This is a genomic window from Noviherbaspirillum sp. FW303-A3 (genome assembly GCF_058788695.1).
Genome location: NZ_JBYTAZ010000001.1, coordinates 4,590,048 through 4,615,985 on the forward strand (window position 1 = coordinate 4,590,048; position 25,938 = coordinate 4,615,985).

Sequence of the window (25,938 nt, forward strand, 5' to 3'; positions counted from 1 at the left end):
CAACACCACTGCCGGGCGGGCAGGTCCCTTCGGTTAAAATTCGCTTATGAAAATTCTCGTTAGTAACGACGATGGTTACCTCGCCCCGGGAATCATCGCACTGGCCGATGCGCTCAGGCCCATTGCGGAAGTCGTGGTGGTCGCGCCCGACAGCAATCGGTCCGGAAGCTCGAACTCGTTGACGCTTGATCGGCCGCTGTCCGTGCATCGCGCGGAAAACGGTTTCTATTTCGTCAACGGCACCCCTTCCGATTGTGTTCACGTCGCTCTCACCGGAGGGCTGTCCTTCAAGCCCGACCTGATCGTTTCCGGAATCAACCAGGGGCAGAACATGGGGGACGACACACTCTACTCCGGCACGGTTGCAGCCGCTACCGAGGGATTCCTGTTCGGCATTCCTGCAATCGCTTTTTCTCAAGTGGAAAAAGGATGGGCGCATGTCGATTCCGCTGCCCGCATCGCGCGCGATTTCGTGGAACGGGATTTCGGCATGCTGCAGCGTCCGTACCTGTTGAACATCAATATTCCCAACTTGCCATACGAAGAAATCAAGGGCGTACGTGCCACGCGCCTTGGCAAGCGGCACGAATCGGAGCCTGTCATCAAGACGCAGGATCCCCACGGGCGCGAAATCTTCTGGATCGGACCTGCGGGCAAAGCCAAGGAAGCAGGCGAGGGCACTGACTTTCACGCGGTTTTGCAGGGATATGTTTCGGTAACGCCGCTGCAAATCGACCTGACACACAATGCACAGCTTGAGGTGCTGAAAAAGGGATTGTCATGACGGCCAGGGACAAGCGCTTTCCGTTGACGCTGTCATCCGTTGTCGAGAATTCGGCAAAGGCTGGGCGTGCAGGACCGGCATCTCCGAAAGTCGCGACACCTCAAACCGCAACACAGAATGCCGCGCAAAATGTGGCGCGGGTTCGCAAGAGCGAATCGCCGTCCGTGCCGCTTCCGAGGACCGCGCAACCGGCACCTGCCGCGCCTCGCAGCACTGCGCTTGTGTCGGATGCCGTCCGTGTTGCCATGGTCGCTCGTGTGGCAAAGCAGGGAGTCAAGGATGCGAAGGTGCTCGCAGCCATGGAGGCAGTGCCGCGCCATCTGTTCGTTGAACCCGCACTTGCCAGCCAGGCATATATCGACGCATCGCTGCCCATCGGCCATCACCAGACCATTTCGCAGCCCTATATCGTGGCGCGCATGATCGAAGTCATGCGTGCCAATGGAAACGGCGGCGTCCTCGACAAAGTGCTGGAAATCGGTACTGGTTGCGGTTACCAGGCCGCCGTATTGTCGCTGGTGGCGAAGGAGGTTTACTCCATCGAGCGCATCAAGCCTCTGCATGAATTGGCCAAATCGAACCTGCGGCCGCTCCGGATCGCCAACATCCGCTTGCAGTATGGAGATGGTATGCTTGGCCTGCCTCAGGTGGCCCCGTTCGACGGTATCATTCTGGCCGCCGCGGGGCTGGAAGTTCCGCAGGCCCTGCTCGAGCAACTCAGCATCGGAGGGCGACTGGTTGCTCCGGTCGGGAGCCGCCACCAGGTGCTCCAGCTCATCGAGCGGGTAGGGAAGTTCGAGTGGACGAATACGACGCTGGAAGATTGCCATTTCGTTCCGTTGCGTCCCGGTGTCGCATGAGCCTGTTTCAGATTGAAACGCATGCCGACAATTCGTCGCCAAATGTTTAACTTTATGAGAATGAAAAAAGCACGACTTGTATTCCTGACGTCCTTGCCATTGCTGATTACCGCGTGTACGACAGCGCCGCATCAACCTGCGCCGGTGGTCGACCGCCCGGTATCCGTCAAGCCGGCAGAGCCGCCGAAGCCGGCGATCCAGCCAGTGACACCGCCTGCCACTGCAGGCAAACAAGCCGATCGCGGCTTTTACACGGTTCGCAAGGGCGATACCCTGATCCAGATCGCCCTTGATTTCGGCCAGAACTATCGCGACATCGTTGCATGGAACAATCTTGCCAACCCGAACGATATCAAGGTCGATCAGGTATTGCGCGTATTGCCTCCGGAGGGGGGCGCGCAGACGGGCAGTGTCGCTACATCTTCGGGCGTGGAAGTTCGTCCATTGACGCCTCCGGCACAAGGCACTCCCGCGTCGAACAAGACGACCCCCAAGGGCGAAAAGCGTCCGTACTCCGATGCCGCATTGGCGGAATTGCAAAAACCTGACGCTGCGCCGGCAGCGCCTCCGGTCGCCAAGGCGGAACCTCCGAAGCCGGTTGAAAAGGCGCCCGATATGCCGCAGGTTCCTGCTGCGGACGATGAGAACATCGCCTGGGTCTGGCCGGCCGACGGAAAGATCATCGGCCACTTTGGCGATGGCAAGAGAGGCATCGATATTGCTGGCAAGATGGGTCAACCGGTTTTAGCGGCGGGATCGGGCAAAGTGCTGTATGCTGGAAGCGGCATTCGGGGATATGGGAATCTTGTAATTGTCAAACATTCCAACAATCTGCTGTCCGCTTATGCGCACAACAAAACCATCTTCGTCAAAGAGGATCAAAATGTGACGAAGGGGCAGAAGATTGCCGAGATGGGTAACTCCGATTCCGATGAGGTAAAACTGCATTTCGAGATTCGCCAGCAAGGAAAGCCAGTCGATCCGTCAAAATTTTTGCCAAGCCGCTAAATGAATCGCACTCCACACGATCCGCTCGACGACGATACACCTTCGGATGACATGGCCGATGACATCCCGCTCAACGTTGCTGAAGACGAGAGCGGATTGGGTGACGAGGGCGAGAACGGGGAGCGCGGGGAAGGTGCGTCCGGCACAACCGCCGATCCGGTGGATGAACTGAAGACAGTGCTTGCTGCGGAACTGTCGACGGATACGACCCAGCATTACCTGAACCAGATTGGCGCTCGTCCACTGCTCACGGTGGAGGAAGAGGTTCGTTACGCGACGCTGGCCAAGCAAGGCAACTTCGAAGCGCGCCAGAAGATGATCGAGCATAACCTCCGCCTGGTGGTCTCGATCGCAAAGCACTATATCAATCGCGGCGTGGTCCTGCTCGACCTGATCGAGGAGGGCAACCTCGGCCTGATGCGCGCCATCGACAAGTTCGAGCCCGAGCGCGGCTTCCGTTTCTCGACCTATGCGACATGGTGGATTCGCCAGAGCATCGAGCGCGCGATCATGAACCAGGCGCGCACGGTACGGCTGCCTGTGCACATGGTGCGCGAACTCAACCAGATCCTGCGCGCGAAATATCACCTCGAAGCCCAGCACCACGACGGCAAGGATGCGACGGCGGAGGACATTGCGCATCTTGTCGACCGGCCCGTGGAAGACGTGCAGGACATCCTCGCACTCTCCGAACATGCGACTTCGCTGGACGCGCCGCTGGACAATGACCCGCAGGCGAGCCTGATGGACATGCTGCCGGGCGACGTCGACGACGGCCCGGATTCGCGCGCTGAACACCATGAAATGACCGTCCTCGTCCGCGACTGGCTCAAGAAACTGCCGGACAAGCAGCGCGTCGTCATCGTGCGCCGTTTCGGCCTCGACAACGACGATCCCGCTACCCTTGAAGAGCTTGCCGCGGAAATGAGCGTCACGCGCGAACGCGTGCGCCAGATCCAGCAGGAAGCCCTGGTCAAGCTCAAGCGCGCACTGACGGCACGCGGCGTCGGCAAGGACGCCTTGCTGTGATTCCTGTTCTTGTTTTCGACATCGAGACGATTCCCGATGTGGCCGGTCTTCGCACCTTGCACGGGCATCCGGCGACGATGAGCGACGCCGATGTCGCGGCACAGGCATTCGCCGAGCGCCGCGAGAAAACCGGCTCCGAATTCCTGCAGCATCATCTGCATCGCATCGCGGCGATTTCCTGCGTGTTCCGGGACGACGAAGGATTCCGCGTTCGTTCGCTTGGCACCCTCGAGGACGAGGAGCCGAAGCTGGTCAACGATTTTTTCCGCATCATCGACAAGTACACGCCGCAACTGGTGTCGTGGAACGGCGGGGGATTCGACCTTCCGGTCCTTCACTACCGCGCGATGATCAACGGCGTCTGCGCTTCCCGCTACTGGGAAATGGGCGAAGACGACCGCGACTTCAAATGGAACAACTACCTGAGCCGCTACCATACGCGCCATCTCGACCTGATGGACCTGCTCGCCCTGTACACGGGGCGCGCCAATGCGCCGCTCGATGACCTGGCCAAGCTCTGCGGCTTCCCCGGCAAGCTCGGCGTCGACGGCTCGCAGGTGTGGCCGCTGTACCAGGAAGGGCGCCTCGGCGAGATTCGCGATTACTGCGAGACCGACGTGGTCAACACCTATCTCGTCTACTGCCGTTACCTCCTGATGCGCGGCGCCATGTCGCGCGAAGCGTACAATGTCGAAATTGACCTCGTCAGGTCATCGCTCGCCTTGTTGGATGGCCCGCACTGGAAAGAATATCTCTCCGCCTGGCCGTCCGCCTGACGGCACGACAACGCATCCGATTACTTACTTCCCGGGCCGGCACGCGCCCGGCATTTCATTTCCGTAGCCATGCAGCAGAACATCATCGTCATCGAATCCCTCGACATGGAAGGCCGCGGTGTCGGCCATCTGACCAATGAAGACGGCACGCCCGGCAAGGTCATCTTCGTCGAAGGTGCCTTGCCCGGGGAGCGCGTCAGCTTCCAGTCCTTCCGCAAGAAACCAAAATGGGAGGCCGCCACACTGACCGAACTGCACAGCGAATCGTCGTTGCGGGTCGACCCGAAGTGCACCTATTTCGGCATTTGCGGCGGATGTGCGATGCAGCATCTGGAACCGTCTGCGCAAGTTGCGATCAAGCAGCGCGTGCTGGAGGATAATCTCTGGCATATCGGGAAGGTGCGCGCCGAGCGCATGATGCGGCCCATCTACGGCCCGACATGGGGCTATCGCTACCGTGCGCGCCTGTCCGTGCGCAACGTGCAGAAGAAGGGCGGAGTCCTGGTCGGCTTCCATGAACGGAAGTCGTCCTTCATCGCCGACATGAAGATCTGCGAAATCCTGCCTCCTAACGTCTCGGCCATGCTGGTGCCGTTGCGCCGGCTGGTCGAGTCGCTGACGATTTTCGAGCAGATGCCGCAGATCGAACTGGCCGTCGGCGAAAGCGTGACGGCTCTGGTCCTGCGCATCATGGCGCCGCTGACCGTTGAGGACGAGCAGAAACTGCGCGCCTTCGCCGATGAATACCGGATTCAATGGTGGCTTCAGCCCAAGGGGCCGGACACGGTTTACCCGTTCTACCCCACCGATGTCCAGCTTGAATACGTGCTCCCGGAATTCGGTGTGCGCATGCCGTTCAAGCCCACCGATTTCACGCAGGTCAACCACCATATCAACCGTGTGCTGGTCGCCAAGGCATTGAGCCTTCTGGGAATCCAGCCTGGGGAGCGTGTCGCCGACCTGTTTTGCGGTCTTGGCAACTTCACGCTTCCGATTTCCACCCAGGCGCGGGAAGTCGTGGGTATCGAGGGCAGCACCGCGCTCACCGAACGTGCGCTGGCCAATGCCCGCGCCAATGGGCTGGACGACAAGACTACGTTCCATTGCCGGAACCTGTTCGAAGCGACCGCGGAGGACTTCGCCACACTGGGCCGCTTCGACCGCATGCTGATCGACCCGCCGAGGGAAGGGGCGATCGCGGTATGCCAGGCGATTGTTGCCCTTGGCGAGCAGCATCCGGAAATGAAGCCGAAACGGCTTGTGTATGTGTCGTGCAGCCCGTCCACGCTGGCCCGCGACGCCGGCTATCTGGTGCATCAGGGCGGCTATACGCTAAGGCAGGCCGGCGTGGTCAACATGTTTCCCCATACCGCGCATGTGGAATCCATTGCTGTGTTCGACCTCGCGGCGTAAATCCCTTCACGCAATAAAAAAGCCGGCTGTTCAGCCGGCTTTTTGTCCGATTTGCAACTGCGTCAGTCGTTGTCGCCGCCAAAGATGCCGAGCAGCGCCAGCAGGTTGCTGAAAATGTTATACACGTCCAGATAGATGGCAAGCGTCGCGGTGATGTAGTTGGTTTCGCCGCCATTGATGACCTGCTGTACGTCATACAGGATAAAGGCCGAAAAAATGCCGATGGCGAGTACCGAGACAGCCAGATAAAGTGCGGGCAGTTGCAGGAATACGTTCGCCAGCGCAGCGACCAGAATGACAAGAACGCCTGCAAACAGCCATTTCCCCATTCCCGAAAAGTCGCGCTTCGACACGGTGGCAATCGATGCCATCGTGGCAAAAATGGCCGCCGTGCCGCCAAATGCGGTCATGATCAACGATGCTCCGTTCGAAAATCCGAGAATATGGCCGATCAGCCGCGACAGCATCAGGCCCATGAAGAAAGTGAAGCCGAGCAGGATGGCAACGCCCAGCCCTGAATTCTTGGTCCGTTCGATTGCATAAAAGAAACCAAACGCAATCGCCAGGAAAACCATGAACCCGATGAACGGGCTGCCTGCGAAGAGCGTGAACTTGAGCTGAACTCCCAGCCATGCCCCGAATACGGTGGGAACCATGGAAAGGGCGAGCAGCCAATAGGTGTTGCGCAATACACGATTGCGGACGACCAGCGCTTCCGCCGGAGCGCTATAGGTATGCTGCAGGTTTTGGTCCATATTGCCTCCAACGACGTTTTGCAAAGATAAAGTGGTAAAAGCATAACACGCGCATCTACAGTATAGGATGTAAGCGAGGATGTTAAGTTCACCAAGAGCAAGGCATTGGGGGAAGGGCTTTCGTGCTACAATTAAAGGTTAGTTGATTTCTCAATTGATAACCTTAACCCTTTATTTTTATTGGAGTTTTTACAGATGGCAATCGAACGCACCCTGTCGATCATCAAACCGGACGCAGTCGCAAAGAACGTTATCGGCCAAATCTACACCCGCTTCGAAAACGCCGGCCTGAAGATCGTCGCTTCGCGCATGGCCCAACTGTCCCGCGCTGAGGCAGAAGGCTTCTATGCCGTGCACCGCGAGCGCCCCTTCTTCAAGGACCTGGTTGATTTCATGGTTTCCGGCCCGGTCATGATCCAAGTGCTGGAAGGCGAAAGCGCGATTGCCAAGAATCGTGAACTGATGGGCGCCACCGATCCGAAGAAGGCCGACAAGGGCACCATCCGCGCTGACTTCGCTGATTCCATCGACGCTAACGCCGTGCACGGTTCCGACGGCGCCGACACCGCCAAGGTCGAAATCGCGTATTTCTTCCCGGCCCTGAACGTTTACTCCCGCTAATTTGACATTGCGTTTGCCTTGATGGATCGTTTACTTTCAAGGTTGAACGCAGGAATGAAATACTCCTATGACGGCTCTCACCAACCTGCTGGATCTCGATCCCGCGCAACTCGTCGCCTACTGCGGCGAGTTGGGTGAGAAACCGTTTCGCGCCAAGCAATTGCAGCGCTGGATCCACCAATTCGGCGCCAGCGACTTCGATGCAATGACAGATCTCGCAAAATCCTTGCGGGACAAGCTCAAATCGCGCGCGACGATTACTGCACCCAAGATCATCAGCGATCACATTTCCTCCGACGGTACCCGCAAATGGCTGCTGGACGTCGGACTGGGAAATGCGGTCGAAACCGTATTCATCCCGGAAGAAAATCGCGGAACGCTATGCGTGTCCACGCAGGCCGGATGTGCGGTCAATTGCCGTTTCTGCTCGACCGGCAAGCAGGGCTTCAGCCGCAACTTGTCGGTAGGCGAAATCATCGGCCAGCTATGGATGGCCGAGTTCGAATTGCGCCGCTCCAAGGGCATCGAACCGGGCCCCAAAGGCGAGCGCCAGATTACCAATGTCGTCATGATGGGCATGGGCGAGCCGCTGCTCAACTTCGAGCCGACCGTCACGGCGCTCAAGCTGATGCTTGACGATAACGCCTACGGCCTTTCCCGCCGCCGTGTTACGGTGTCGACCAGCGGCGTCGTCCCGATGATTGACAAGCTTTCGCAGGATTGCCCGGTCGCCCTGGCCGTGTCCCTGCATGCGTCCAACGATCCGTTACGCGATGGCCTCGTGCCATTGAACAAGAAATACCCGTTGAAGGAGTTGATGGCCGCATGCCGGCGCTACCTCGAGTTTGCGCCACGCGATTTCATCACCTTCGAATACTGCATGCTGGATGGCGTCAACGATACCGACACCCACGCGCGCGAACTTATAGCGCTTGTGCAGAATGGTGCCGAGTCCGTGCCGTGCAAATTCAACCTGATTCCGTTCAACCCATTCCCCGAGTCGGGCCTTACCCGTTCCAACAACACGCGTATCAAGGCCTTCGCCCAGCTCCTGATCGATGCAGGCATCGTCACGACGATCAGGAAGACGCGCGGCGACGACATCGATGCCGCTTGCGGCCAGCTTGCCGGCGAAGTGCAGGATCGCACCCGTGTGCAGGAGCGCATGCAGAAGATGGCGGAATATCAGGAAAAATTCGGAAAGAATTTTGGCCGTATCGTCGAGGTGCCCAGGTGACGACAATCCGGGTGAATGCATTACTCGCGGCCGTGTTTGCGTCCGCGGTGTTGTTGACCGGCTGCGCATCCGGGCCCGTTGCGACGCCGCAGGGCGAACAGCCCGCGAGCGCCGACCAGGCCGAGAGTCGTCGCCGCGCCCAAATTCGCCTGCAGCTCGCGTTGGGGTATTACGAACAGCGGCAAATGGCCGTGGCGCTTGACGAAATCAGGCAGGCACTGATTGCTGACCCGGCATTTGCCGAAGCCTACGTCATGCGTGCGCTGATTTACATGGACATGGGAGAGAACAAGCTGGCCGAAGAGAGCTTTCTTCAGGCGATCAAGTTGTCCCCGAATACCCCTGATTTTAATAATAACTACGGATGGTTCCTGTGCCAGAACGGCCGGGAAAAGGAATCCATCGCCTATTTCGACGCTGCGTTAAAGAACCGTGGCTACCAGTCGCCGGCCAAGGCGCTGAACAATGCCGGTATCTGCAGCATGAAGCTGAAGAACAGGGCCGCCGCCGAACGCTATTTTTCCCAGGCTTTCCAGTACGACCCGGGCAATCCGACGACCAACTCCAACCTGGCGCGTATCTATCACGACCAGGGTGACTACGAGCGTGCACGCTTCTACATTGGACGCGTGATGAAGTCGGACGTCATGACCGCTGAAGTGCTGTGGCTGGCCATCAAGATCGAGCGCAAGCTCGGCGATCGTGCGGCCGAAACAAGCCTGGCCACGCAATTGCGTCGTCGCCATGGCGGCTCTGCTGAATTCGCAGCGTACCAACGCGGAGCATTTGATGAGTGATTCCGGAGTAAACGATCAGTCGGTCTCCAACGAATCGGAGAACCGGCTGCCGAAGATATCCCCAGGCTCGCGGCTCGCAGCATTGCGCGAGGAGCGTGGCTGGAGTGTCGAGCAGGTGGCAAGCCAGCTGAATCTCGCGCCGAGGCAGATCCTTGCGATCGAGCGTGACGATTATCCGGCCCTGCCGGGCATGGCTATCGTGCGCGGATTTGTTCGCGCCTACGCCAAGCTGTTGAAAATTGATGCCGCGCCTTTGCTCGCCGATCTCGGCGGGGAGGCAGTGCTTGTGCACGATTCGTTGACGCCGCAAAAGTCGCTGTCGACACCCTTTGCCGATTCCCGCATGCCCTCCATGACGGAGCGTCCCGGCGTCTCCTCCAAATGGGTGGTGGGCGCACTGTTGCTCGTGCTGGTGGCGGTCGGAATCTGGGCAAGTAGGCATGGTGGCGAACAATTGACGGTCCCGGAAGCTGCCTCGTCTGCAGTCAAGGAAAGCACTGCCAGCATGGCGGGTGCGGATGAAAACAAGCTGCCTTCAGAGACGAAGCCCGAAGCGCCTGCCAACCCGCCCGCCGAGACAAGTGCTCCCGCGGTGGCTGTCCCCGAAGCGCCGTCTCAGGCAACTGCACCGGCACCAGCCGTTATTGCGACACAGCCTGCGACATCGGATGCCGCGCCTGCCGCCGGCAAGGACGCGCTTCAATTGAAAGTGCGTGAGGAATCGTGGATCGAAATCCGGCGCAGCAGTGACAACAGCGTCCTTCTGTCGCGCATTGTGAAGCCGGGCGAGACCGAGAGCGTGCAGGTGGCCGAACCTGTATCAGTCGTCATCGGCAATGCTTCGGGTGTGGATGCAAGCTTGCGCGGCTCTCCTTTGGAATTGAAGACAAGTTCCAAGAACAATGTCGCCCGTTTAACCGTGAAGTAGGCAGCGAATGGCACTTCCGAATTTACCTATCGGCTCCGGCCCGCTGCAGAGGCGCAAGACGCGTGCAGTGGCAATCCGCTATGCGGGCAAAACGGTCATGGTCGGTGGCGGTGCGCCGGTCATGGTCCAGTCGATGACCAATACCGACACGGCCGATGCGATCGGCACCGCAATCCAGATCAAGGATCTCGCGCGCGCCGGATCTGAAGTCGTGCGAATCACGGTCAACAATCCTGAGGCAGCCGCTGCGGTGATCGCGATCCGCGAGCAGCTCGACAAGATGGGTGTTGACGTCCCGCTCGTCGGCGACTTTCATTACAACGGCCACAAGCTCCTGAACGATTTTCCCGAGTGCGCACAGGCCTTGTCCAAGTACCGCATCAATCCAGGCAACGTGGGGCAGGGCGCCAAGCGCGATACCCAGTTTGCGCAGATGATCGAAACAGCCTGCAGGTACGACAAGCCGGTGCGTATTGGCGTGAACTGGGGAAGTCTCGACCAGGACCTGCTGGCGCGCATCATGGACGAAAATGCCCAGCGCCCCGAGCCCTGGGACGCCCAGGCAGTGATGTACGAAGCGCTGGTCACCTCCGCTGTCGAGAACGCGCGCCGTGCGGAAGAACTGGGACTGGCCGGCGACAAGATCATCCTCTCGTGCAAGGTCTCCGGTGTTCAGGACCTCGTCGCCGTCTACCGCGAGCTCGCCCGCCGTTGCGATTACCCCTTGCACCTTGGCCTGACCGAGGCTGGTATGGGGAGCAAGGGTATTGTGGCGTCGACGGCAGCCCTGTCGGTCCTCCTGCAGGAAGGTATTGGCGACACGATCCGGATTTCGCTCACCCCGGAGCCCGGCGGCGATCGCACGAAGGAAGTCGTGGTGGGACAGGAAATCCTGCAAACTATGGGGTTGCGAAAGTTTACGCCGATGGTTATTGCCTGCCCGGGTTGCGGCCGCACGACGTCAACCGTGTTCCAGGAGCTGGCCGATCGCATCCAGACCTATTTGCGCGACCAGATGCCGGTATGGAAGAAGCAGTATCCGGGCGTCGAGAACATGAATGTCGCCGTCATGGGCTGCATCGTGAACGGCCCCGGTGAGTCCAAGCATGCAAACATCGGCATCAGCCTGCCGGGTACCGGCGAATCGCCGGCGGCACCGGTATTTGTCGATGGCGAAAAGAAGGTCACGCTGCGCGGCGACCATATTGCAGAAGAGTTCCAGGCGATCGTCCTGGATTATGTGAAAACCCGTTATGGCAATACCGCGGTCGAAAATTGATCGAAGCGCGCATTGCCTCCAAAGAGCATGTCTGACAACAAGAAAGCAGAGAAAATCTTCGGCGTGAAAGGGATGAACGACATCCTGCCCGCCGATGCGCCATTGTGGGAACTGTTTGAAAACACCGTGCAATCGGTGTTGAAGAGCTATGGCTACCAGCAGATCCGCACGCCGATCGTCGAACCGACACCGCTGTTCGCACGCGGCCTTGGCGCCGTCACCGACATCGTCGAAAAGGAAATGTATTCCTTCGTCGATTCCATGAACGGCGACCAGCTGACGCTCCGGCCGGAAAGCACCGCGGGCGTTGTCCGTTCCGTGCTGGAACACAACCTGACCTATGACGGCCCGAAGCGTCTCTGGTATGCAGGCCCGATGTTCCGCCACGAGAAGCCGCAACGCGGCCGCTATCGCCAGTTCCACCAGGTGGGTGCGGAAGCGCTCGGGTTTACCGGGCCGGATATCGACGCCGAACTCATCATGCTGTGCCAACGCCTGTGGGATGACCTCGGACTGGACAACATCCGCTTGGAACTGAATTCGATCGGCAACGCCGAGGAGCGCAATCGCCATCGCACGGACCTGATCGCCTACTTCGAGCAGCACAAGGAGCTGCTGGATGCGGACGCGCAGCGCCGTTTGCATTCCAACCCTTTGCGCATCCTCGATACGAAGAATCCGGCCATGCAGGACATGGTCAACAAGGCGCCGCAACTGCTCGATTACCTCGGCGAGGAGTCGCGGGCACACTTCGAAGGCGTGCAGCGCATCCTGCGCAACAACAGCATTCCGTTCACGATCAACCCGCGCCTCGTCCGCGGCATGGATTACTACAACCGTACGGTCTTCGAGTGGGTGACCGATCAGCTCGGTTCCCAAGGGACAGTGTGCGGCGGCGGACGTTACGACCCCCTGATCGAAATGTTCGGCGGCAAGCCCACGCCGGCCTGCGGTTTCGCCATCGGAGTGGAGCGCCTGCTTGAGCTGCTCAAGGCGTCGGGTGAACAGTTCACGCCGAACCAGTGCGACGTCTACGTGGTGCACCAGGGCGAAGCGGCGCAGATGCAAGCTTTCGTGGTTGCCGAGCGGCTGCGCGACGCCGGTCTCGACGTCGTCCTGAACTGCGCATCGTCAAGCGGCGGCGGAAGCTTCAAGTCGCAGATGAAGCGCGCCGACGCAAGCGGTGCCAACTTCGCGGTGATCATTGGCGACGACGAAGTCGCCAAAGGCATTGTCGCCGTCAAGAACCTCCGTTCGGACGACGCGGAAAACAACCAGACGACCATTCCTTTCGAATCCGTCGTCAACTATGTTGTCGACCAGACCCTCTGCGGCGACGAGTGCGACGATCCGGCGCATCACCATCACCACTAACATCAAGACATCATGGCATACGATCTCGAAGAACAAGAACAGCTAGCCACGCTCAAGGCATGGTGGAACCAGTACGGCAATCTCCTCACCTGGCTGCTGATCATTGCGCTGGCGGCCTATGCAGGTTGGACTGGCTGGAACTACTACCAGCGCAACCAGGCCGCCCAGGCCGGCCAGCTCTATGAAGAACTGCAAAAGGCCGTTGCATCGAAGGATAACGGCAAGGTGCAGCGCGCCACGACGGACATGACCGCCAAGTTCGGCAGCACTGCCTACGCCCAGATGGCGGCACTGGCGGCGGCAAAGAGCGCCTTCGACGCCAATGACCTGAAAACAGCCAAGGCCCAGCTGCAATGGGTCGTGGACAACGCGGCGTCCGACGAGTACAAGGCGATCGCTAAAATTCGCCTTGCAGGCATCCTGCTCGACGAAAAAGCGTATGACGAAGGGCTGAAGCTCCTTGCCGGCGACTTCCCCGCGCAGTTTGCCGGTCCGGTCGCCGACCGCAAGGGCGATATTCTTGTCGCCCAGTCCAAGATCGACGATGCACGCGCCGCATACAAGGCCGCGCTCGAAAAGACCGATGAGAAAAATCCCGCACGCCAGTTGATTCAGTTGAAGCTGGACGCTCTGGGCGGCGAGCAGGCCAAAGGCGCTGCTTAACAAGAAAAACGACAAGGGGAAGAAATGCGTATTGCGGTGAAGCTGACGTGTGTCGGAATGGTTGCTCTCGTGGCAGGCTGCTCCTCATTGAATCCGTTTGCGAGCAAGCCGGCCCCGCGCAACCCGCCGGCGGCGCTGGAGGATTTCAAGCAAACGCTTGGTGTGCGCACTGCCTGGTCCGTTTCAGTCGGCAATGCGGGCGAATTCGTGTTTTCTCCTGCAGCAGCAGGGAATAGCGTGTTTGCTGCCGGTGCGGACGGTACCGTCGTCAGGATCGACGCCGGCAGTGGTCGCACCATCTGGCGTATCAACACCGACACGCGGCTGACCGCAGGCGTCGGCAGCGACGGCAATACCGTGGCGGTTGCCGCGGAAAAGGGCATGCTGCTTGCGCTGGACGGCGATGGAAAGGTGCGCTGGAAGGTGCAGGCATCGAGCGAGATTCTTTCCGCTCCCGCTGTGGGGCAGGGCGTGATTGTCGTCCGCAGCGTCGACAACCGCATCACTGCCTATGATGCGGAAACCGGTTCCCGCCGCTGGGCCGTGCAGCGCACGTCGCCGCCGCTGACCCTGCGTTCGGCTCCGGGAATCGCTGTTTCCGGCACCACCGCATACGTGGCGCTGCCCGGCGGCCGGTTGCTCGCGCTTGCCCTCAGCAATGGCGGTGCGCGCTGGGAAGTCGCGGTCGGCGATCCGCGCGGAACGACCGAACTCGAGCGTATTGCCGACCTGTCCGGCACCCCTTTCGTCGCGGGCCGGGATGTTTGCGCAGTCGCCTATCAGGGCAGGGTAGCCTGCTTTGATGCTGCCAGCGGCGCCCCTCGCTGGGGTAAGGACATGTCAAGCGAGGTTGGCGTGGCTGTAGACGAGCGCAATGTTTACGCCGCTGATGAGCGAGGTGCAGTGACCGCATTGGCGCGCGACACCGGTTCCGGAGCATGGCGCAACAACAAGCTGGCCAACCGCCGTCTCTCGTCCCCGGTCGTCATGGCGCGCGCGCTCGCCGTCGGTGACGCTGAGGGTTATATCCATTTCCTGTCGCGCGAGGATGGCGCGTTCCTCGCCCGTGTTCCGACGGACGGCAGCCGCGTGGTTGCCGCATCCCCGCTTTCGGCCAGCAGTGCCGTTTTCCAGACGCAAGCGGGAGCAATTGTTGCTTTGGCAACAGAGTGAGTATTGAATGAAGCCGGTAATCGCATTAGTAGGCCGACCGAACGTCGGCAAATCCACGTTGTTCAACCGGCTGACCCGGTCGCGCGATGCATTGGTCGCCGACCTCCCGGGCCTGACCCGCGACCGCCACTATGGCGAAGGCCGGGTCGGCGAGCGTCCTTTCCTGGTCATTGATACCGGTGGTTTCGAGCCGGTGGCCAAGGAAGGCATCATGCACGAGATGGCCAAACAGACGAAGCAGGCCGTGGTCGAAGCGGATGTCGTCGTTTTCATTGTCGACGGCCGCCAGGGCATGACGCCGCATGACAAGACCATCACCGATTTCCTGCGCAAGGCCGGCCGTCCGGTCATGCTGGTCGTGAACAAGGCCGAGGGAATGAAGTACACGTCGGTCACCGCGGATTTCTACGAGCTTGGCCTTGGCGACCCTTATGTCATTTCGGCCGCCCATGGCGACGGCGTTCCTGACCTGGTCAATGAGGCGCTCGACCTTGCGATTGCACAGCGTCCCGCGGAAGACGAGCCGGCGGATCCGGGCAAGAAGGGTGTCAAGATCGCAATTGTCGGCCGTCCGAATGTAGGCAAGTCGACATTGGTGAATACTCTCCTGGGTGAAGATCGCGTCATTGCCTTCGACATGCCGGGCACGACTCGTGACGCGATCGAAATTCCATTCGAGCGCGACGGCAAGCACTACACGTTGATCGACACAGCCGGTATTCGCCGGCGCGGCAAGGTATTTGAGGCGATCGAAAAATTTTCGGTCGTCAAAACCCTGCAATCGATCTCCGAAGCGAATGTCGTCCTCCTGTTGCTGGACGCGCAACAGGACATCTCCGAACAGGATGCGCACATCGCCGGATTCGTCCTCGAATCCGGGCGCGCGCTGGTTGTCGCGGTGAACAAATGGGACGGTCTCGAATCGGATCGGCGCGACGAGATCAAGATCGATATCGAACGCAAGCTCAACTTCCTCTTTTTCGCCAAATTCCACTTTGTTTCGGCGCTCAAGGGGAGTGGCATTGCACCGATGATGAAGTCGATCGATTCTGCCTATGCCGCCGCAATGGCAAAGCTATCGACGCCGCGCCTGACACGCGCACTGATCGAAGCTGTCGAACATCAGCAGCCGCGCCGCAAAGGATCGATCCGGCCCAAGCTGCGCTATGCGCACCAAGGCGGCATGAACCCGCCGGTTGTCGTTATCCACGGAAATGCGCTCGAGTCGCTTGACGACAATTACAAGCGGTATCTGGAGAAACACTTCCGCGAAACTTTTTCGTTGGTCGGCACTCCATTACGTATCGAACTGCGTTCGAGCAAGAATCCTTTTGCCAAGTCTCAAAAATAGCCATTCTCTTGGCAGGAAACGCAAAAATCGATTACAGTCGTAATTCATATATCAGGGAAGCACTTGAAATCCTCCGGGGTGCCTCCAACTCCACATCACAAAACTACACAATGGAGCCGTCATGAGCAATAAAGGGCAACTGTTACAAGACCCCTTCCTCAACGCCTTACGCAAAGAGCATGTTCCCGTTTCGATTTACCTCGTCAACGGAATCAAGCTGCAGGGACACATCGAGTCGTTCGACCAGTACGTCGTACTGCTCCGCAATACCGTGACGCAGATGGTGTACAAGCACGCCATTTCCACGGTTGTACCGGCACGTGCCGTCAATATCAATGTTGAATCCGACGCGGAATAACATATCGTTGCCTCGTCTTTTCCCCTTATGCGCGCTGCATTAGTCGGCGTCGATTTCGGCAAGGGTGACTTTGCCGCAAGCCTCGAAGAGCTGTCCCTGCTGTCAAAATCGGCCGGGGCAGAGCCCGCTGTAACCATCACCGGAAAGCGTTCCAGCCCGGATGCCGCCTTGTTTGTCGGCTCCGGCAAGGCGAGCGAGATCGCCGAGGCGGTCACGCGAGACCGCCTCGACATTGTCATCTTCAACCATGCACTGTCGCCGGCGCAGCAGCGCAACCTTGAGCGCCACCTGAAGACCCGTGTCGTTGATCGTACCAGCCTGATCCTGGACATTTTCGCGCAGCGCGCGCAGAGCCACGAAGGCAAGGTGCAGGTCGAACTCGCGCAGTTACAGCACTTGGCCACGCGTCTTGTCCGTGGATGGACTCACTTGGAACGGCAGAAGGGCGGTATCGGTTTGCGTGGTCCCGGGGAAACACAGCTCGAGACCGACCGCCGTTTGCTTGGTGACCGGGTGAAGGCGCTGCGGATCCGGCTCGACAAGCTGCAACGGCAACGCGAGACTCAGCGGCGCGCGCGCGGCCGGAATAACACCTTTTCGGTGTCCCTTGTCGGCTATACCAATGCGGGCAAGTCCACGCTGTTCAATTCGCTGACGAAGGCCCAGGCTTATGCCGCGGACCAGTTATTCGCGACTCTGGACACGACGTCCCGCCGTATTTTCCTGGGTGATGCCGGCAATATCGTCATATCCGACACGGTCGGATTCATCCGGGAGCTGCCGCACCAATTGGTCGCTGCTTTCCGCGCCACTTTGGAGGAGACGATTCACGCCGACCTGTTGCTGCACGTTGTCGATGCGGCCAGCCCGACGCGGATGGAGCAGATAGAGCAGGTCAATGCCGTGCTCGCGGAAATCGGCGCCGACCATATCCCCCAGATTCTGGTGTGGAACAAGATCGACGCTGCAGGTCTGGAACCGGCTTTGGAGCGTGATGAATATGATAAAATCCGGCGTGTTTTCATAAGCGCCCAGACTGGAGCCGGCCTCAACCTGCTGCGCGAAGCCGTCACCGAATATGCGAAGGCAAGCACAATGGCGCGTCTTGATCGTCTGCCGGTAACTGAGCAGCACGACGCACGAACCTAGGGACGTTTCATTTCGTCAGAGGCCCTCACAACAAGCCAGCCGTACAACCCTTTAACAACAAAGCCGGATAACGAGAGAATGCCCGTTCCTCTATTCAAAAAAATCGGCCTGAAGTTCTCACTGAACGATCCCCGTTGGGGCCGCGGCTCTCAGGACAATGGTCAGAACCAAAATCAGGATGGCAAGCGACCCAATGATGGTCCTCCGGATCTCGATCAGCTATGGCGAGAGTTCAACCAGCGGTTGAATCGTCTCTTCGGCAACAAGGGGGGGCGCGGTGGCGATGGCGGCGGTGGATTCAATCCTGACGCGCGCGGTGCCGGCATCGGTATCGGCCTGATTGCGGCGATCATCGGATTCCTGTGGCTGGTCAGCGGTTTCTTCATCGTCCAGGAGGGGCAGACCGGCGTCGTGCTCACCTTCGGCAAGTACAGCCATTCGACACCGGCGGGTTTCAACTGGCGTTGGCCGTATCCGATCCAGAGCCACGAAGTCGTCAACGTCTCGCAGGTCCGGACCGTCGAGGTCGGCTACCGTTCCTCCGTCCGCAACAAGCAGGCCAAGGAATCGCTGATGCTGACCGACGATGAAAACATCATCGACATCCAGTTCGCGGTCCAGTACAAGCTCAAGAATGCGTCGGAGTGGCTGTTCAACAACCGCGAGCAGGATGAGCTTGTTCGCCAGGTTGCGGAAACCTCCATCCGCGAAATCGTCGGACGCAGCAAAATGGACTTCGTTCTCTACGAGGGCCGTGAAAAGGTCGCGTTCGACGTCAGCCAGCTGATGCAGCAGATCACCGACCGCTACAAGGCCGGTATCCAGATCACGAATGTCACCATGCAGGCGGTTCAGCCCCCTGAGCAGGTGCAGGCAGCATTCGACGATGCTGTGAAGGCAGGTCAGGACCGCGAGCGCCAGAAGAACGAGGGCCAGGCTTATGCGAACGATGTGATTCCACGCGCACGCGGTGCGGCATCCCGCCTGCTCCAGGAAGCAGAGGCCTATCGTTCCCGCGTCGTCGCAAACGCACAAGGTGATGCGTCGCGCTTCAAGCAGGTTCTTGCGGAATACCAGAAGGCACCTGCCGTGACGCGCGACCGCATGTACCTGGATACGATGCAGCAGATCTTCACGAATACCACCAAAATCATGGTCGACAGCAAGAGTGGCAGCAACTTGTTGTACCTGCCGCTCGACAAACTGATTTCCCAGGCTGCCAATGATTCTTCGAAGGGCAGCGGAGCGGTTGTGCCGCAGGCCTCGAACCAACCACAGGCGCCAGAGCCGCTGCAATCGATGGAAACACAACGACAAAAGGATTCGCGCAGCCGTGATAGCCGCGATTCTCGTGACAGGGAGACGCGATAATGAACCGTCTCGTCTCTTACACCATTGCCGGCCTGATTCTCCTGTCGGTCTTGCTGTCCACGCTGTTTGTCGTCGACCAGCGCCAGTATGCGATCGTATTTGCACTCGGCGAGGTCAAGAAGGTCATCAGCGAGCCTGGTTTGCATTTCAAATTGCCGCCGCCGTTCCAGAACGTTGTCGTCCTGGACAAGCGCATTCTGACGCTTGATACGCCGGAAGCTGACCGCTTCATCACTGCCGAGAAGAAGAACATCCTGGTGGATGCCTATGTGAAGTGGCGTATCCTGGATCCGCGCCTGTATTTCGTGAGCTTTACCGGCGACGAGCGCCGTGCGCAGGATCGCATGTCGCAGATCATCAAGGCGGCGCTGAACGAAGAGATCACCAAGCGCACCGTGCGGGAAGTGATTTCCGGCGAGCGCGGAAAGGTGATGAACGCGATCCAGAAGAAAGTGACCGACGAGGCAAAACAGATCGGTGTCGAAATCATCGACGTTCGCCTCAAGCGGGTGGATTACGTCGAGCAGATCAACAATTCGGTGTATGACCGCATGAAAGCGGAGCGTACCCGCGTTGCGAACGAACTGCGTTCTACCGGCGCTGCGGAATCCGAAAAGATCCGTGCGGACGCCGACCGCCAGCGTACTGTCATCCTGGCGGAGGCCTATCGCGAGGCAGAAAACATTCGCGGTGACGGCGACGCCAAGGCAACGCAGATCTACGCGCAGGCTTTCGGGCAGAATCCCGAGTTCTTCAAGTTCTACCGCAGTCTTGAGGCTTATCGTGCCAGCTTCAAGAACCGGAATGACATGATGGTCATCGACCCGAACTCCGAATTCTTCAAGTATTTCAAGAGCACGGGACCGGGGGCGGCGGCCAGCCCGAAGAAGTAATCCGGGCTGGAAGTGAAAAGCTTGTTGTTTGTCGCGTTTGGCCTGATGCTCTTGCTTGAGGGTATCATTCCATTTCTTTTCCCAAGGCAATGGCGCGACACAATTAACCGCATCGCTCAACTGACCGACGGACAAATTCGTTTCGTCGGTCTTGTCGTTTTTTCGTGCGGCTTGGTGACGCTGGGCCTGGTTCACATTTTTTCTTAAAGCAGTATTTCCTGTCATGCCGAATTGGCTACTTCCTGAAAACATTGCCGACGTTTTGCCGTCCGAAGCGCGCAAGATCGAAGAGTTGCGACGTTCGCTTCTCGACAACTTCCGTTTGTACGGCTATGAACTCGTCATGCCGCCGATGCTTGAGTACCTGGAGTCGTTGCTGACCGGGGCCGGGCAGGACATGGATCTGCGAATATTCAAGCTTGTCGATCAGCTTTCAGGCAGAACGATGGGAATTCGCGCGGACATGACGACTCAGGTGGCGCGCATCGATGCCCACCTGTTGAACCGTTCCTCGGTGACGCGCCTTTGCTATGCCGGCAGTGTCCTCCATACTCGCCCCTCAGGGCTGCATGCCACTCGCGAGCCATTGCAAATCGGTGCTGAAATCTACGGCCACAAGGGACTTGAGGCCGATGCGGAAATTCAGGAACTGGCGCTGGCCTCGCTGAATCTTGCCGGGATGTCCGAGGTTCGTCTGGATTTGTGCCATGTTGGCGTCCTGCGTACGATCGTTGAAAACGATACGAAGGCCCGGAAGCGAGAAAACGAACTGTTTACCTTGCTCGAATGCAAGGACATCCCCGGCCTGCGCATGTTGACACGGGATTTCGACATGGCGACGCGCGAGGCTTTGCTGGCGCTGCCCAATCTATACGGCGATGCATCGACCATTGCCCGTGCGCGGAAAGTGCTTCCCAACCTTCCGGGTATTGCCAATGCGCTGGATGAGCTCGATTTACTTTCCAGTCAGGCCGGCAAGGCCAGCGTGACTATCGATCTTGCCGATTTGCGTGGCTATCATTATCACAGCGGTGTCATGTTCGCCGCCTATGTTCCCGGACTTCCCAACGCGGTTGCACGCGGCGGGCGGTACGACCACGTCGGCGAGGCATTCGGACGCGCGCGTCCTGCCACCGGCTTTTCCATGGATTTGCGTGAATTGGCGCGCCTGCTGCCGATCGCCGAGCGCAAGCGTGCGATCCGGGCGCCGTGGGGAACCGAACCGGCGCTGCGCCAGAAGATTGCAGAACTGCGGACAGCAGGCGAAGTTGTCATTCAGGCACTGCCGGGACATGACAACGATCAGGATGAATTCGACTGCGACCGTGCAGTCGTGTTTGAAAACGGTAACTGGACTCTTACAAAACTAGGTTAATAGCATGGCAAAGAACGTTGTCGTCATCGGCACCCAGTGGGGCGATGAAGGAAAAGGCAAGATCGTCGATTGGCTGACTGATCATGCGCAAGGTGTGGTTCGCTTCCAGGGTGGACACAACGCCGGCCATACGCTGGTCATCGGCGGCCAGAAGACGGCCCTCCAACTGATCCCCTCGGGCATCATGCGTGCAGGCGTGGCCTGCTACATCGGCAACGGCGTCGTGCTGTCCGTGCCCGATCTCCTGCGTGAAATCGACAAGCTGCAAGGTGTAGGTGTGGAGGTCGTCTCCCGCCTGAAAGTGTCCGAAGCATGCCCGGTCATCCTGCCGTATCACACGGCACTGGACGCAGCGCGTGAAGCGGCGCGTGGCGCAGCAAAGATCGGCACGACCGGAAAAGGCATCGGCCCGACCTATGAGGATAAAGTCGCGCGCCGTGCCATCCGCGTTGCCGACCTTCTCAACGAGAAGCGTTTTGCCGAGAAGCTGAAAGAGAATCTCGACTATCACAACTTCGTCCTGGCCAACTACCTGAAGGCGCAGCCGGTCGACTATCAGAAGACTCTGGATGACGCGCTGGCCACCGTGCCGCGTATCAGGCCGATGGTTGCGGACGTGTCCAGCGCCCTGTATGCGGCGCATAAAGCGGGTGCTAGTCTGTTGTTCGAAGGCGCGCAGGGCAGCCTGCTTGACGTCGACCATGGCACGTATCCATTCGTCACGTCCAGTAACTGTGTCGCCGGCAATGCTGCGGCCGGCTCGGGTGTCGGCCCGAACATGTTGCATTACATTCTGGGCATTACCAAGGCGTATACGACACGTGTCGGCTCCGGTCCGTTCCCATCGGAACTTCCGACTGACCAAGGTGTCGGCAAACACCTGGCAAGCGTCGGCCATGAATTCGGTACGGTTACCGGCCGTGCGCGCCGCTGTGGCTGGTTCGATGCCGCGTTGCTGCGCCGTTCTGTGCAGATCAACGGTGTGTCGGGGATGTGCCTGACCAAGCTCGACGTCCTCGATGGCCTCGAAACCCTTCAGCTGTGCACGGGCTACAAGCTCGACGGCAAGGTGGTCGATGTGTTCCCGGTCGGCGCGGAAGATGCCGGCCGCTGCGAACCGATTTACGAGCAGATGCCGGGCTGGATCGAGTCGACGGTTGGCGCGAAGTCCATGGATGCGCTGCCGGCGAATGCGCGCGCATACGTCAAGCGGATCGAGGAACTCGTCGGTGTCCCGGTCGACATGGTGTCCACTGGGCCGGATCGTGAAGAGACGATCGTCCTCCGCCATCCCTTTGCTTGATTGGAACTGAGATGACTGAAAAGGCAATCGGCGTCTCGGACGATAAAGACCTCTGGGTATCTTGGGATGACTACAACCGTGCGGTCGTCGAGCTGGCGCGAATGGTGCACGAGTCGGGCTGGAAGTTCGATCAAGTACTGTGCCTTGCGCGCGGCGGCCTTCGTCCCGGGGACATTTTCTCGCGCATTTTCGACGTGCCGCTGGCAATCCTTTCGACCAGTTCGTATCGCGAGGATGCAGGAATGACGCAGGGTTCGCTGGACATCGCGAAGCACATCACCATGACCAAGGGATCGCTCGGGGGCAAGGTATTGCTTCTGGATGATCTCGTCGATTCCGGTGTGACGCTGGAAAAGGTGCAAGGCCACCTGAAGGAGAATTTTCCTGCAGTGACTGAAGTCCGGTCTGCGGTGATCTGGTGCAAGGCTTGTTCCGTGGTGCGGCCGGACTTTTACTTTCAGTACCTTCCCACCAACCCGTGGATTCACCAGCCGTTCGAGGAGTACGACAGCCTGCGTCCGCACCAGTTGGCGGCGTGGCTGAAGAAGGGTGAAGTCGGCTGATCAGAACTTGCCGGTTGATTCAGACTCAAATTGGTCTGGATTTGCCGGATGAGGATCGAAAAGTGAAAACCCGTTGGCAGAGCCAACGGGTTTTTGCATTTTGAGCGTTGGTGGCGTTGGTGCGAGAGGGGCAGGGGGAAGCGTTTCGGACGCAGAAAAGGAAAAGGCCCGCCGAAGCGGGCCTTTAGAACCTTGGTGCCCAGAAGAGGACTCGAACCTCCACAGTGTTGCCACCGCTAGGACCTGAACCTAGTGCGTCTACCAATTCCGCCATCTGGGCGATGCGAAAGACCAAGATTATAGCGGAAAAATCGGGGATGTCAAATCTCATGCGGCATCTTTTTTTGGGCAGGGGCGGGTGGCAATGTGTTAGGTAAACACAACGGTAGTCCGTTACACTAGCCCTGTCATGACAATAATGAACTGAAGTACCCTTTTGAGCCAATATTCATACACGATTCCCAGCCGGGAGGAGATTCTCGGCATCCTACGCACCGCGGCCGCGCCTCAGGATGTGCACTCGCTCGCTGCGGCCCTCGACGTCAAACCGGAAGAACTGGACGGCCTTACGCGCCGCTTGAATGCGATGGAACGTGACGGTCAGATCAAGCCGAGTCGCAACGGCGCCTATCAGCTTGCGCATCAGCCGAATTTCATTGAGGGCCGTGTTAGCGGTCACCGCGATGGCTTCGGTTTTCTCACTCCCGAAGACGGAAGCGAAGACATCTTCCTGCCTGAAAAGGAAATGCAGAAGGTGCTGCACGGCGATCGCGTGCAAATCCGCATTGCGGGTACAGACCGTCGCGGCCGGCCGGAAGGCACGATTGTCGAAGTGCTGGAGCGCGCTAATACGCATGTGATCGGACGCCTGCTGAACGAGAACGGCGTGTGGATCGTCGCTCCCGAAGACAAACGCATTGGCCAGGATATCCTGTTGACCGGTTCCCCTGGCAAGGCGAAGACGGGGCAGGTGGTCAGCGTTGAGTTGATCGAGCAGCCGTCGCGTTATACCCAGCCGGTCGGAAAGATTGTCGAAGTCCTTGGCGACATCGACGATCCGGGCATGGAAATCGAAATCGCGGTGCGCAAGTATGGCGTGCCGCATGAGTTTTCCGACGCCGCGAAAAAGCTCGCCGCCAAACTGCCCGGTGAAGTCCGCGAGGCGGATCTCACGGATCGTGTCGATCTGCGGGATATTCCGCTTGTCACCATCGACGGTGAAGATGCGCGCGATTTCGACGATGCGGTCTATTGCGAGCCGGTGAAGATCGGCCGGACGAAGGGATTCCGCCTGATCGTCGCAATTGCGGACGTGAGCCATTATGTGAAGCCCGGCGATGCGCTCGACAGCGATGCTCTGGAACGCAGTACCTCGGTCTACTTCCCGCGCCGGGTCATTCCGATGCTGCCGGAGAAGCTGTCCAACGGCCTGTGCTCGCTCAATCCCGCCGTGGATCGCCTCACATTGGTCTGTGATGCCGTCATCACTGCGAAGGGCGAGATCAAGGCCTACCAGTTTTACCCGGCCGTGATCCACTCCGCCGCGCGACTCACCTATACCGAAGTCGCCGCAATTCTCTCCAATACAAAGGGCACAGAAGCCGCGAAACGCCAGCAGCTGGTGCCGCATCTGCTCAATCTGTACGACGTGTTCAACGCCCTGCTGAAGGCGCGCCAGGAGCGTGGGGCGATCGATTTCGAGACCACTGAGACGTATATTGTCTGCAATGCCGTAGGAAAGATCGAGCAGATCGTCCCGCGTACCCGCAACGACGCGCACCGCGTGATCGAGGAGTGCATGCTTGCTGCCAACGTGTGTGCGGCGGATCTGCTCGCGCGCCACAAGCATCCGGGTGTCTATCGTGTGCATGCAGCGCCGTCCAAGGAAAAGCTCAACCAGGTTCGGACCTTCCTGAAGCAGATGGGGTTGACCTTGGGCGGAGGAGATTCGCCGGCAGCTTCCGATTACGCGGAGCTGATCCCGAAGATCAAGCTGCGTCCCGATGCGGTCCTGCTACAGACGATGCTGCTGCGTTCCATGCAGCAGGCAGTCTATAGTCCGGACAATATCGGCCATTTCGGCCTCGCGTATGAAGCCTATGCACACTTCACCAGCCCGATCAGGCGTTATCCCGACCTGCTGACGCACCGCGCGATCAAGGCGATCCTGCATGGCAAGCGCTATGTGCCGAAGGATGTCGACACCAGCCAGCTCAATACCATGCTGTCGCCAGCCGCACGCCGCATGGCTGCGCAGGACAAGGCGGACGGCAAGAAAAAGAAGGAAGGCGATCTCGCCATCTGGGAAGCGCTCGGCATTCACTGTTCGGCGAACGAGCGGCGCGCCGACGAGGCATCGCGCGATGTGGAAGCCTGGCTGAAGTGCTACTTCATCCGCGACAAGCTGGGCGAAGAGTTCACCGGCACTATCTCTGGCGTTGCGCCGTTCGGCATCTTCGTTCAGCTCGACACCTTGTTCATCGAAGGTCTCGTGCACGTTACCGAACTGGGGGCCGATTATTTCCAGTATGACGAGGTGCGTCACGAGCTGCGCGGCGAGCGCACAGGCATCCGTTATCAGTTGACCGACCGTGTCACCGTGCAGGTAAGCCGGGTCGACCTCGATGCACGCAAGATCGATTTGCGCCTCGTGACGACGCCGGATATTCGCACTGTGCTCAAGAACGAGGCGCGGCGCACTGAGGCCGAACCGGTCCGCGAAAAGAAGGCAAAGCCGAAAGCAAAGGCGGCTCCGCCGCGCAAGAGCGCCGCCGGGAAGACAGCAAAAGGCAAGAGCTCACGCTCGGGCACGACCGCCGCAAAGACTGCGCGCACCACCAAGCCGCGCACGAAGGCGGGCAAGAAGAAAAGATAAGAC

General features: G+C 59.2%; 25 protein-coding genes and 1 tRNA gene. 24 read left to right on the plus strand and 2 right to left on the minus strand.

Going from position 1 to position 25,938, the window contains the following annotated elements; genetic code table 11:
* The first annotated feature begins 46 nt into the window (after positions 1-46).
* The 6 genes from surE (at position 47) to rlmD (ending at position 5,870) form a co-directional block, all read left to right on the plus strand.
* A complete protein-coding gene (gene surE / locus AC3WOY_RS21965; RefSeq protein WP_492427642.1) occupies positions 47-784 on the plus strand; it encodes a 5'/3'-nucleotidase SurE in 738 nt (245 codons plus the stop codon).
* Positions 781-1,644 carry a protein-L-isoaspartate(D-aspartate) O-methyltransferase gene (locus AC3WOY_RS21970; RefSeq protein WP_492427644.1) on the plus strand — a complete coding sequence of 288 codons (864 nt, stop codon included), beginning with the start codon at positions 781-783 and terminating at the stop codon, positions 1,642-1,644. The genes surE and AC3WOY_RS21970 overlap by 4 nt, the downstream gene beginning before the upstream one ends.
* Positions 1,645-1,704: 60 nt before the next feature.
* A complete protein-coding gene (locus tag AC3WOY_RS21975; RefSeq protein ID WP_492429382.1) occupies positions 1,705-2,652 on the plus strand; it encodes a peptidoglycan DD-metalloendopeptidase family protein in 948 nt (315 codons plus the stop codon).
* Positions 2,653-3,681 carry an RNA polymerase sigma factor RpoS gene (gene rpoS, locus AC3WOY_RS21980; protein ID WP_492427646.1) on the plus strand — a complete coding sequence of 343 codons (1,029 nt, stop codon included), beginning with the start codon at positions 2,653-2,655 and terminating at the stop codon, positions 3,679-3,681. It begins immediately after the preceding gene.
* On the plus strand, positions 3,678-4,457 hold the full coding sequence (locus AC3WOY_RS21985; protein ID WP_492427648.1) for a 3'-5' exonuclease: 780 nt from the start codon (positions 3,678-3,680) through the stop codon (positions 4,455-4,457). The genes rpoS and AC3WOY_RS21985 overlap by 4 nt, the downstream gene beginning before the upstream one ends.
* 69 nt (positions 4,458-4,526) lie before the next feature.
* Positions 4,527-5,870 carry a 23S rRNA (uracil(1939)-C(5))-methyltransferase RlmD gene (gene rlmD / locus AC3WOY_RS21990; protein WP_492427650.1) on the plus strand — a complete coding sequence of 448 codons (1,344 nt, stop codon included), beginning with the start codon at positions 4,527-4,529 and terminating at the stop codon, positions 5,868-5,870.
* A 62-nt stretch (positions 5,871-5,932) separates the two neighbouring features.
* Here the strand turns inward: rlmD and AC3WOY_RS21995 are convergent, their stop codons facing one another.
* Positions 5,933-6,625 carry a Bax inhibitor-1/YccA family protein gene (locus tag AC3WOY_RS21995; protein ID WP_492427652.1) on the minus strand — a complete coding sequence of 231 codons (693 nt, stop codon included), beginning with the start codon at positions 6,623-6,625 and terminating at the stop codon, positions 5,933-5,935.
* A 195-nt stretch (positions 6,626-6,820) separates the two neighbouring features.
* On the opposite strand from AC3WOY_RS21995, the gene ndk reads away from it, so the two are divergent.
* The 17 genes from ndk to AC3WOY_RS22080 all read left to right on the plus strand — a co-directional run bounded on the left by ndk (position 6,821) and on the right by AC3WOY_RS22080 (position 23,060).
* On the plus strand, positions 6,821-7,246 hold the full coding sequence (ndk, locus tag AC3WOY_RS22000) for a nucleoside-diphosphate kinase (protein WP_492427654.1): 426 nt from the start codon (positions 6,821-6,823) through the stop codon (positions 7,244-7,246).
* 67 nt (positions 7,247-7,313) lie between these two features.
* Complete coding sequence (rlmN, locus tag AC3WOY_RS22005) at positions 7,314-8,483, plus strand: dual-specificity RNA methyltransferase RlmN (protein WP_492427656.1); 1,170 nt, start codon at positions 7,314-7,316, stop codon at positions 8,481-8,483.
* Between the two features lie 11 nt (positions 8,484-8,494).
* A complete protein-coding gene (gene pilW / locus AC3WOY_RS22010) occupies positions 8,495-9,280 on the plus strand; it encodes a type IV pilus biogenesis/stability protein PilW (RefSeq protein ID WP_492427658.1) in 786 nt (261 codons plus the stop codon).
* A complete protein-coding gene (locus tag AC3WOY_RS22015) occupies positions 9,273-10,208 on the plus strand; it encodes a helix-turn-helix domain-containing protein (protein ID WP_492427660.1) in 936 nt (311 codons plus the stop codon). The genes pilW and AC3WOY_RS22015 overlap by 8 nt, the downstream gene beginning before the upstream one ends.
* Positions 10,209-10,215: 7 nt before the next feature.
* On the plus strand, positions 10,216-11,487 hold the full coding sequence (gene ispG, locus AC3WOY_RS22020; protein ID WP_492427662.1) for a flavodoxin-dependent (E)-4-hydroxy-3-methylbut-2-enyl-diphosphate synthase: 1,272 nt from the start codon (positions 10,216-10,218) through the stop codon (positions 11,485-11,487).
* A 27-nt stretch (positions 11,488-11,514) separates the two neighbouring features.
* Entirely contained in the window at positions 11,515-12,861 is a 1,347-nt protein-coding gene (gene hisS, locus AC3WOY_RS22025; protein ID WP_492427664.1) for a histidine--tRNA ligase, read from the plus strand.
* Between the two features lie 12 nt (positions 12,862-12,873).
* Positions 12,874-13,524, plus strand: coding sequence for a tetratricopeptide repeat protein (locus tag AC3WOY_RS22030; protein WP_492427666.1), 651 nt, complete (start codon positions 12,874-12,876; stop codon positions 13,522-13,524).
* A gap of 24 nt (positions 13,525-13,548) precedes the next feature.
* A complete protein-coding gene (bamB, locus tag AC3WOY_RS22035) occupies positions 13,549-14,697 on the plus strand; it encodes an outer membrane protein assembly factor BamB (protein WP_492427668.1) in 1,149 nt (382 codons plus the stop codon).
* Between the two features lie 7 nt (positions 14,698-14,704).
* Positions 14,705-16,048 (plus strand): ribosome biogenesis GTPase Der, encoded by a 1,344-nt coding sequence (der, locus tag AC3WOY_RS22040; protein ID WP_492427670.1) that lies wholly within the window; start codon positions 14,705-14,707, stop codon positions 16,046-16,048.
* Positions 16,049-16,169: 121 nt separating this feature from the next.
* The gene (hfq, locus tag AC3WOY_RS22045; RefSeq protein WP_057291543.1) at positions 16,170-16,406 is read left to right on the plus strand and encodes an RNA chaperone Hfq; all 237 of its coding nucleotides are present in this window, start codon (positions 16,170-16,172) and stop codon (positions 16,404-16,406) included.
* Positions 16,407-16,433: 27 nt separating this feature from the next.
* Positions 16,434-17,555, plus strand: a complete 1,122-nt coding sequence (hflX, locus tag AC3WOY_RS22050; RefSeq protein ID WP_492427672.1) for a GTPase HflX — start codon at positions 16,434-16,436, stop codon at positions 17,553-17,555.
* A 78-nt stretch (positions 17,556-17,633) separates the two neighbouring features.
* Entirely contained in the window at positions 17,634-18,926 is a 1,293-nt protein-coding gene (gene hflK / locus AC3WOY_RS22055; protein ID WP_492427674.1) for an FtsH protease activity modulator HflK, read from the plus strand.
* Positions 18,926-19,819, plus strand: a complete 894-nt coding sequence (gene hflC, locus AC3WOY_RS22060; protein ID WP_492427676.1) for a protease modulator HflC — start codon at positions 18,926-18,928, stop codon at positions 19,817-19,819. Before hflK ends, hflC begins: the two co-directional genes overlap by 1 nt.
* A gap of 21 nt (positions 19,820-19,840) precedes the next feature.
* Positions 19,841-20,026, plus strand: a complete 186-nt coding sequence (locus AC3WOY_RS22065; RefSeq protein WP_492427678.1) for a DUF2065 domain-containing protein — start codon at positions 19,841-19,843, stop codon at positions 20,024-20,026.
* Between the two features lie 16 nt (positions 20,027-20,042).
* Positions 20,043-21,194 (plus strand): ATP phosphoribosyltransferase regulatory subunit, encoded by a 1,152-nt coding sequence (locus AC3WOY_RS22070; RefSeq protein WP_492427680.1) that lies wholly within the window; start codon positions 20,043-20,045, stop codon positions 21,192-21,194.
* Positions 21,195-21,198: 4 nt separating this feature from the next.
* On the plus strand, positions 21,199-22,497 hold the full coding sequence (locus AC3WOY_RS22075; protein ID WP_492427682.1) for an adenylosuccinate synthase: 1,299 nt from the start codon (positions 21,199-21,201) through the stop codon (positions 22,495-22,497).
* A 26-nt stretch (positions 22,498-22,523) separates the two neighbouring features.
* Positions 22,524-23,060, plus strand: a complete 537-nt coding sequence (locus tag AC3WOY_RS22080) for a phosphoribosyltransferase (protein ID WP_492429383.1) — start codon at positions 22,524-22,526, stop codon at positions 23,058-23,060.
* 193 nt (positions 23,061-23,253) lie between these two features.
* Here AC3WOY_RS22080 and AC3WOY_RS22085 read toward each other — a convergent pair.
* A tRNA-Leu gene (locus AC3WOY_RS22085) sits at positions 23,254-23,340 on the minus strand.
* Positions 23,341-23,496: 156 nt separating this feature from the next.
* Here AC3WOY_RS22085 and rnr point away from each other — a divergent pair.
* Complete coding sequence (gene rnr / locus AC3WOY_RS22090; protein ID WP_492427684.1) at positions 23,497-25,935, plus strand: ribonuclease R; 2,439 nt, start codon at positions 23,497-23,499, stop codon at positions 25,933-25,935.
* Positions 25,936-25,938: the final 3 nt, after the last annotated feature.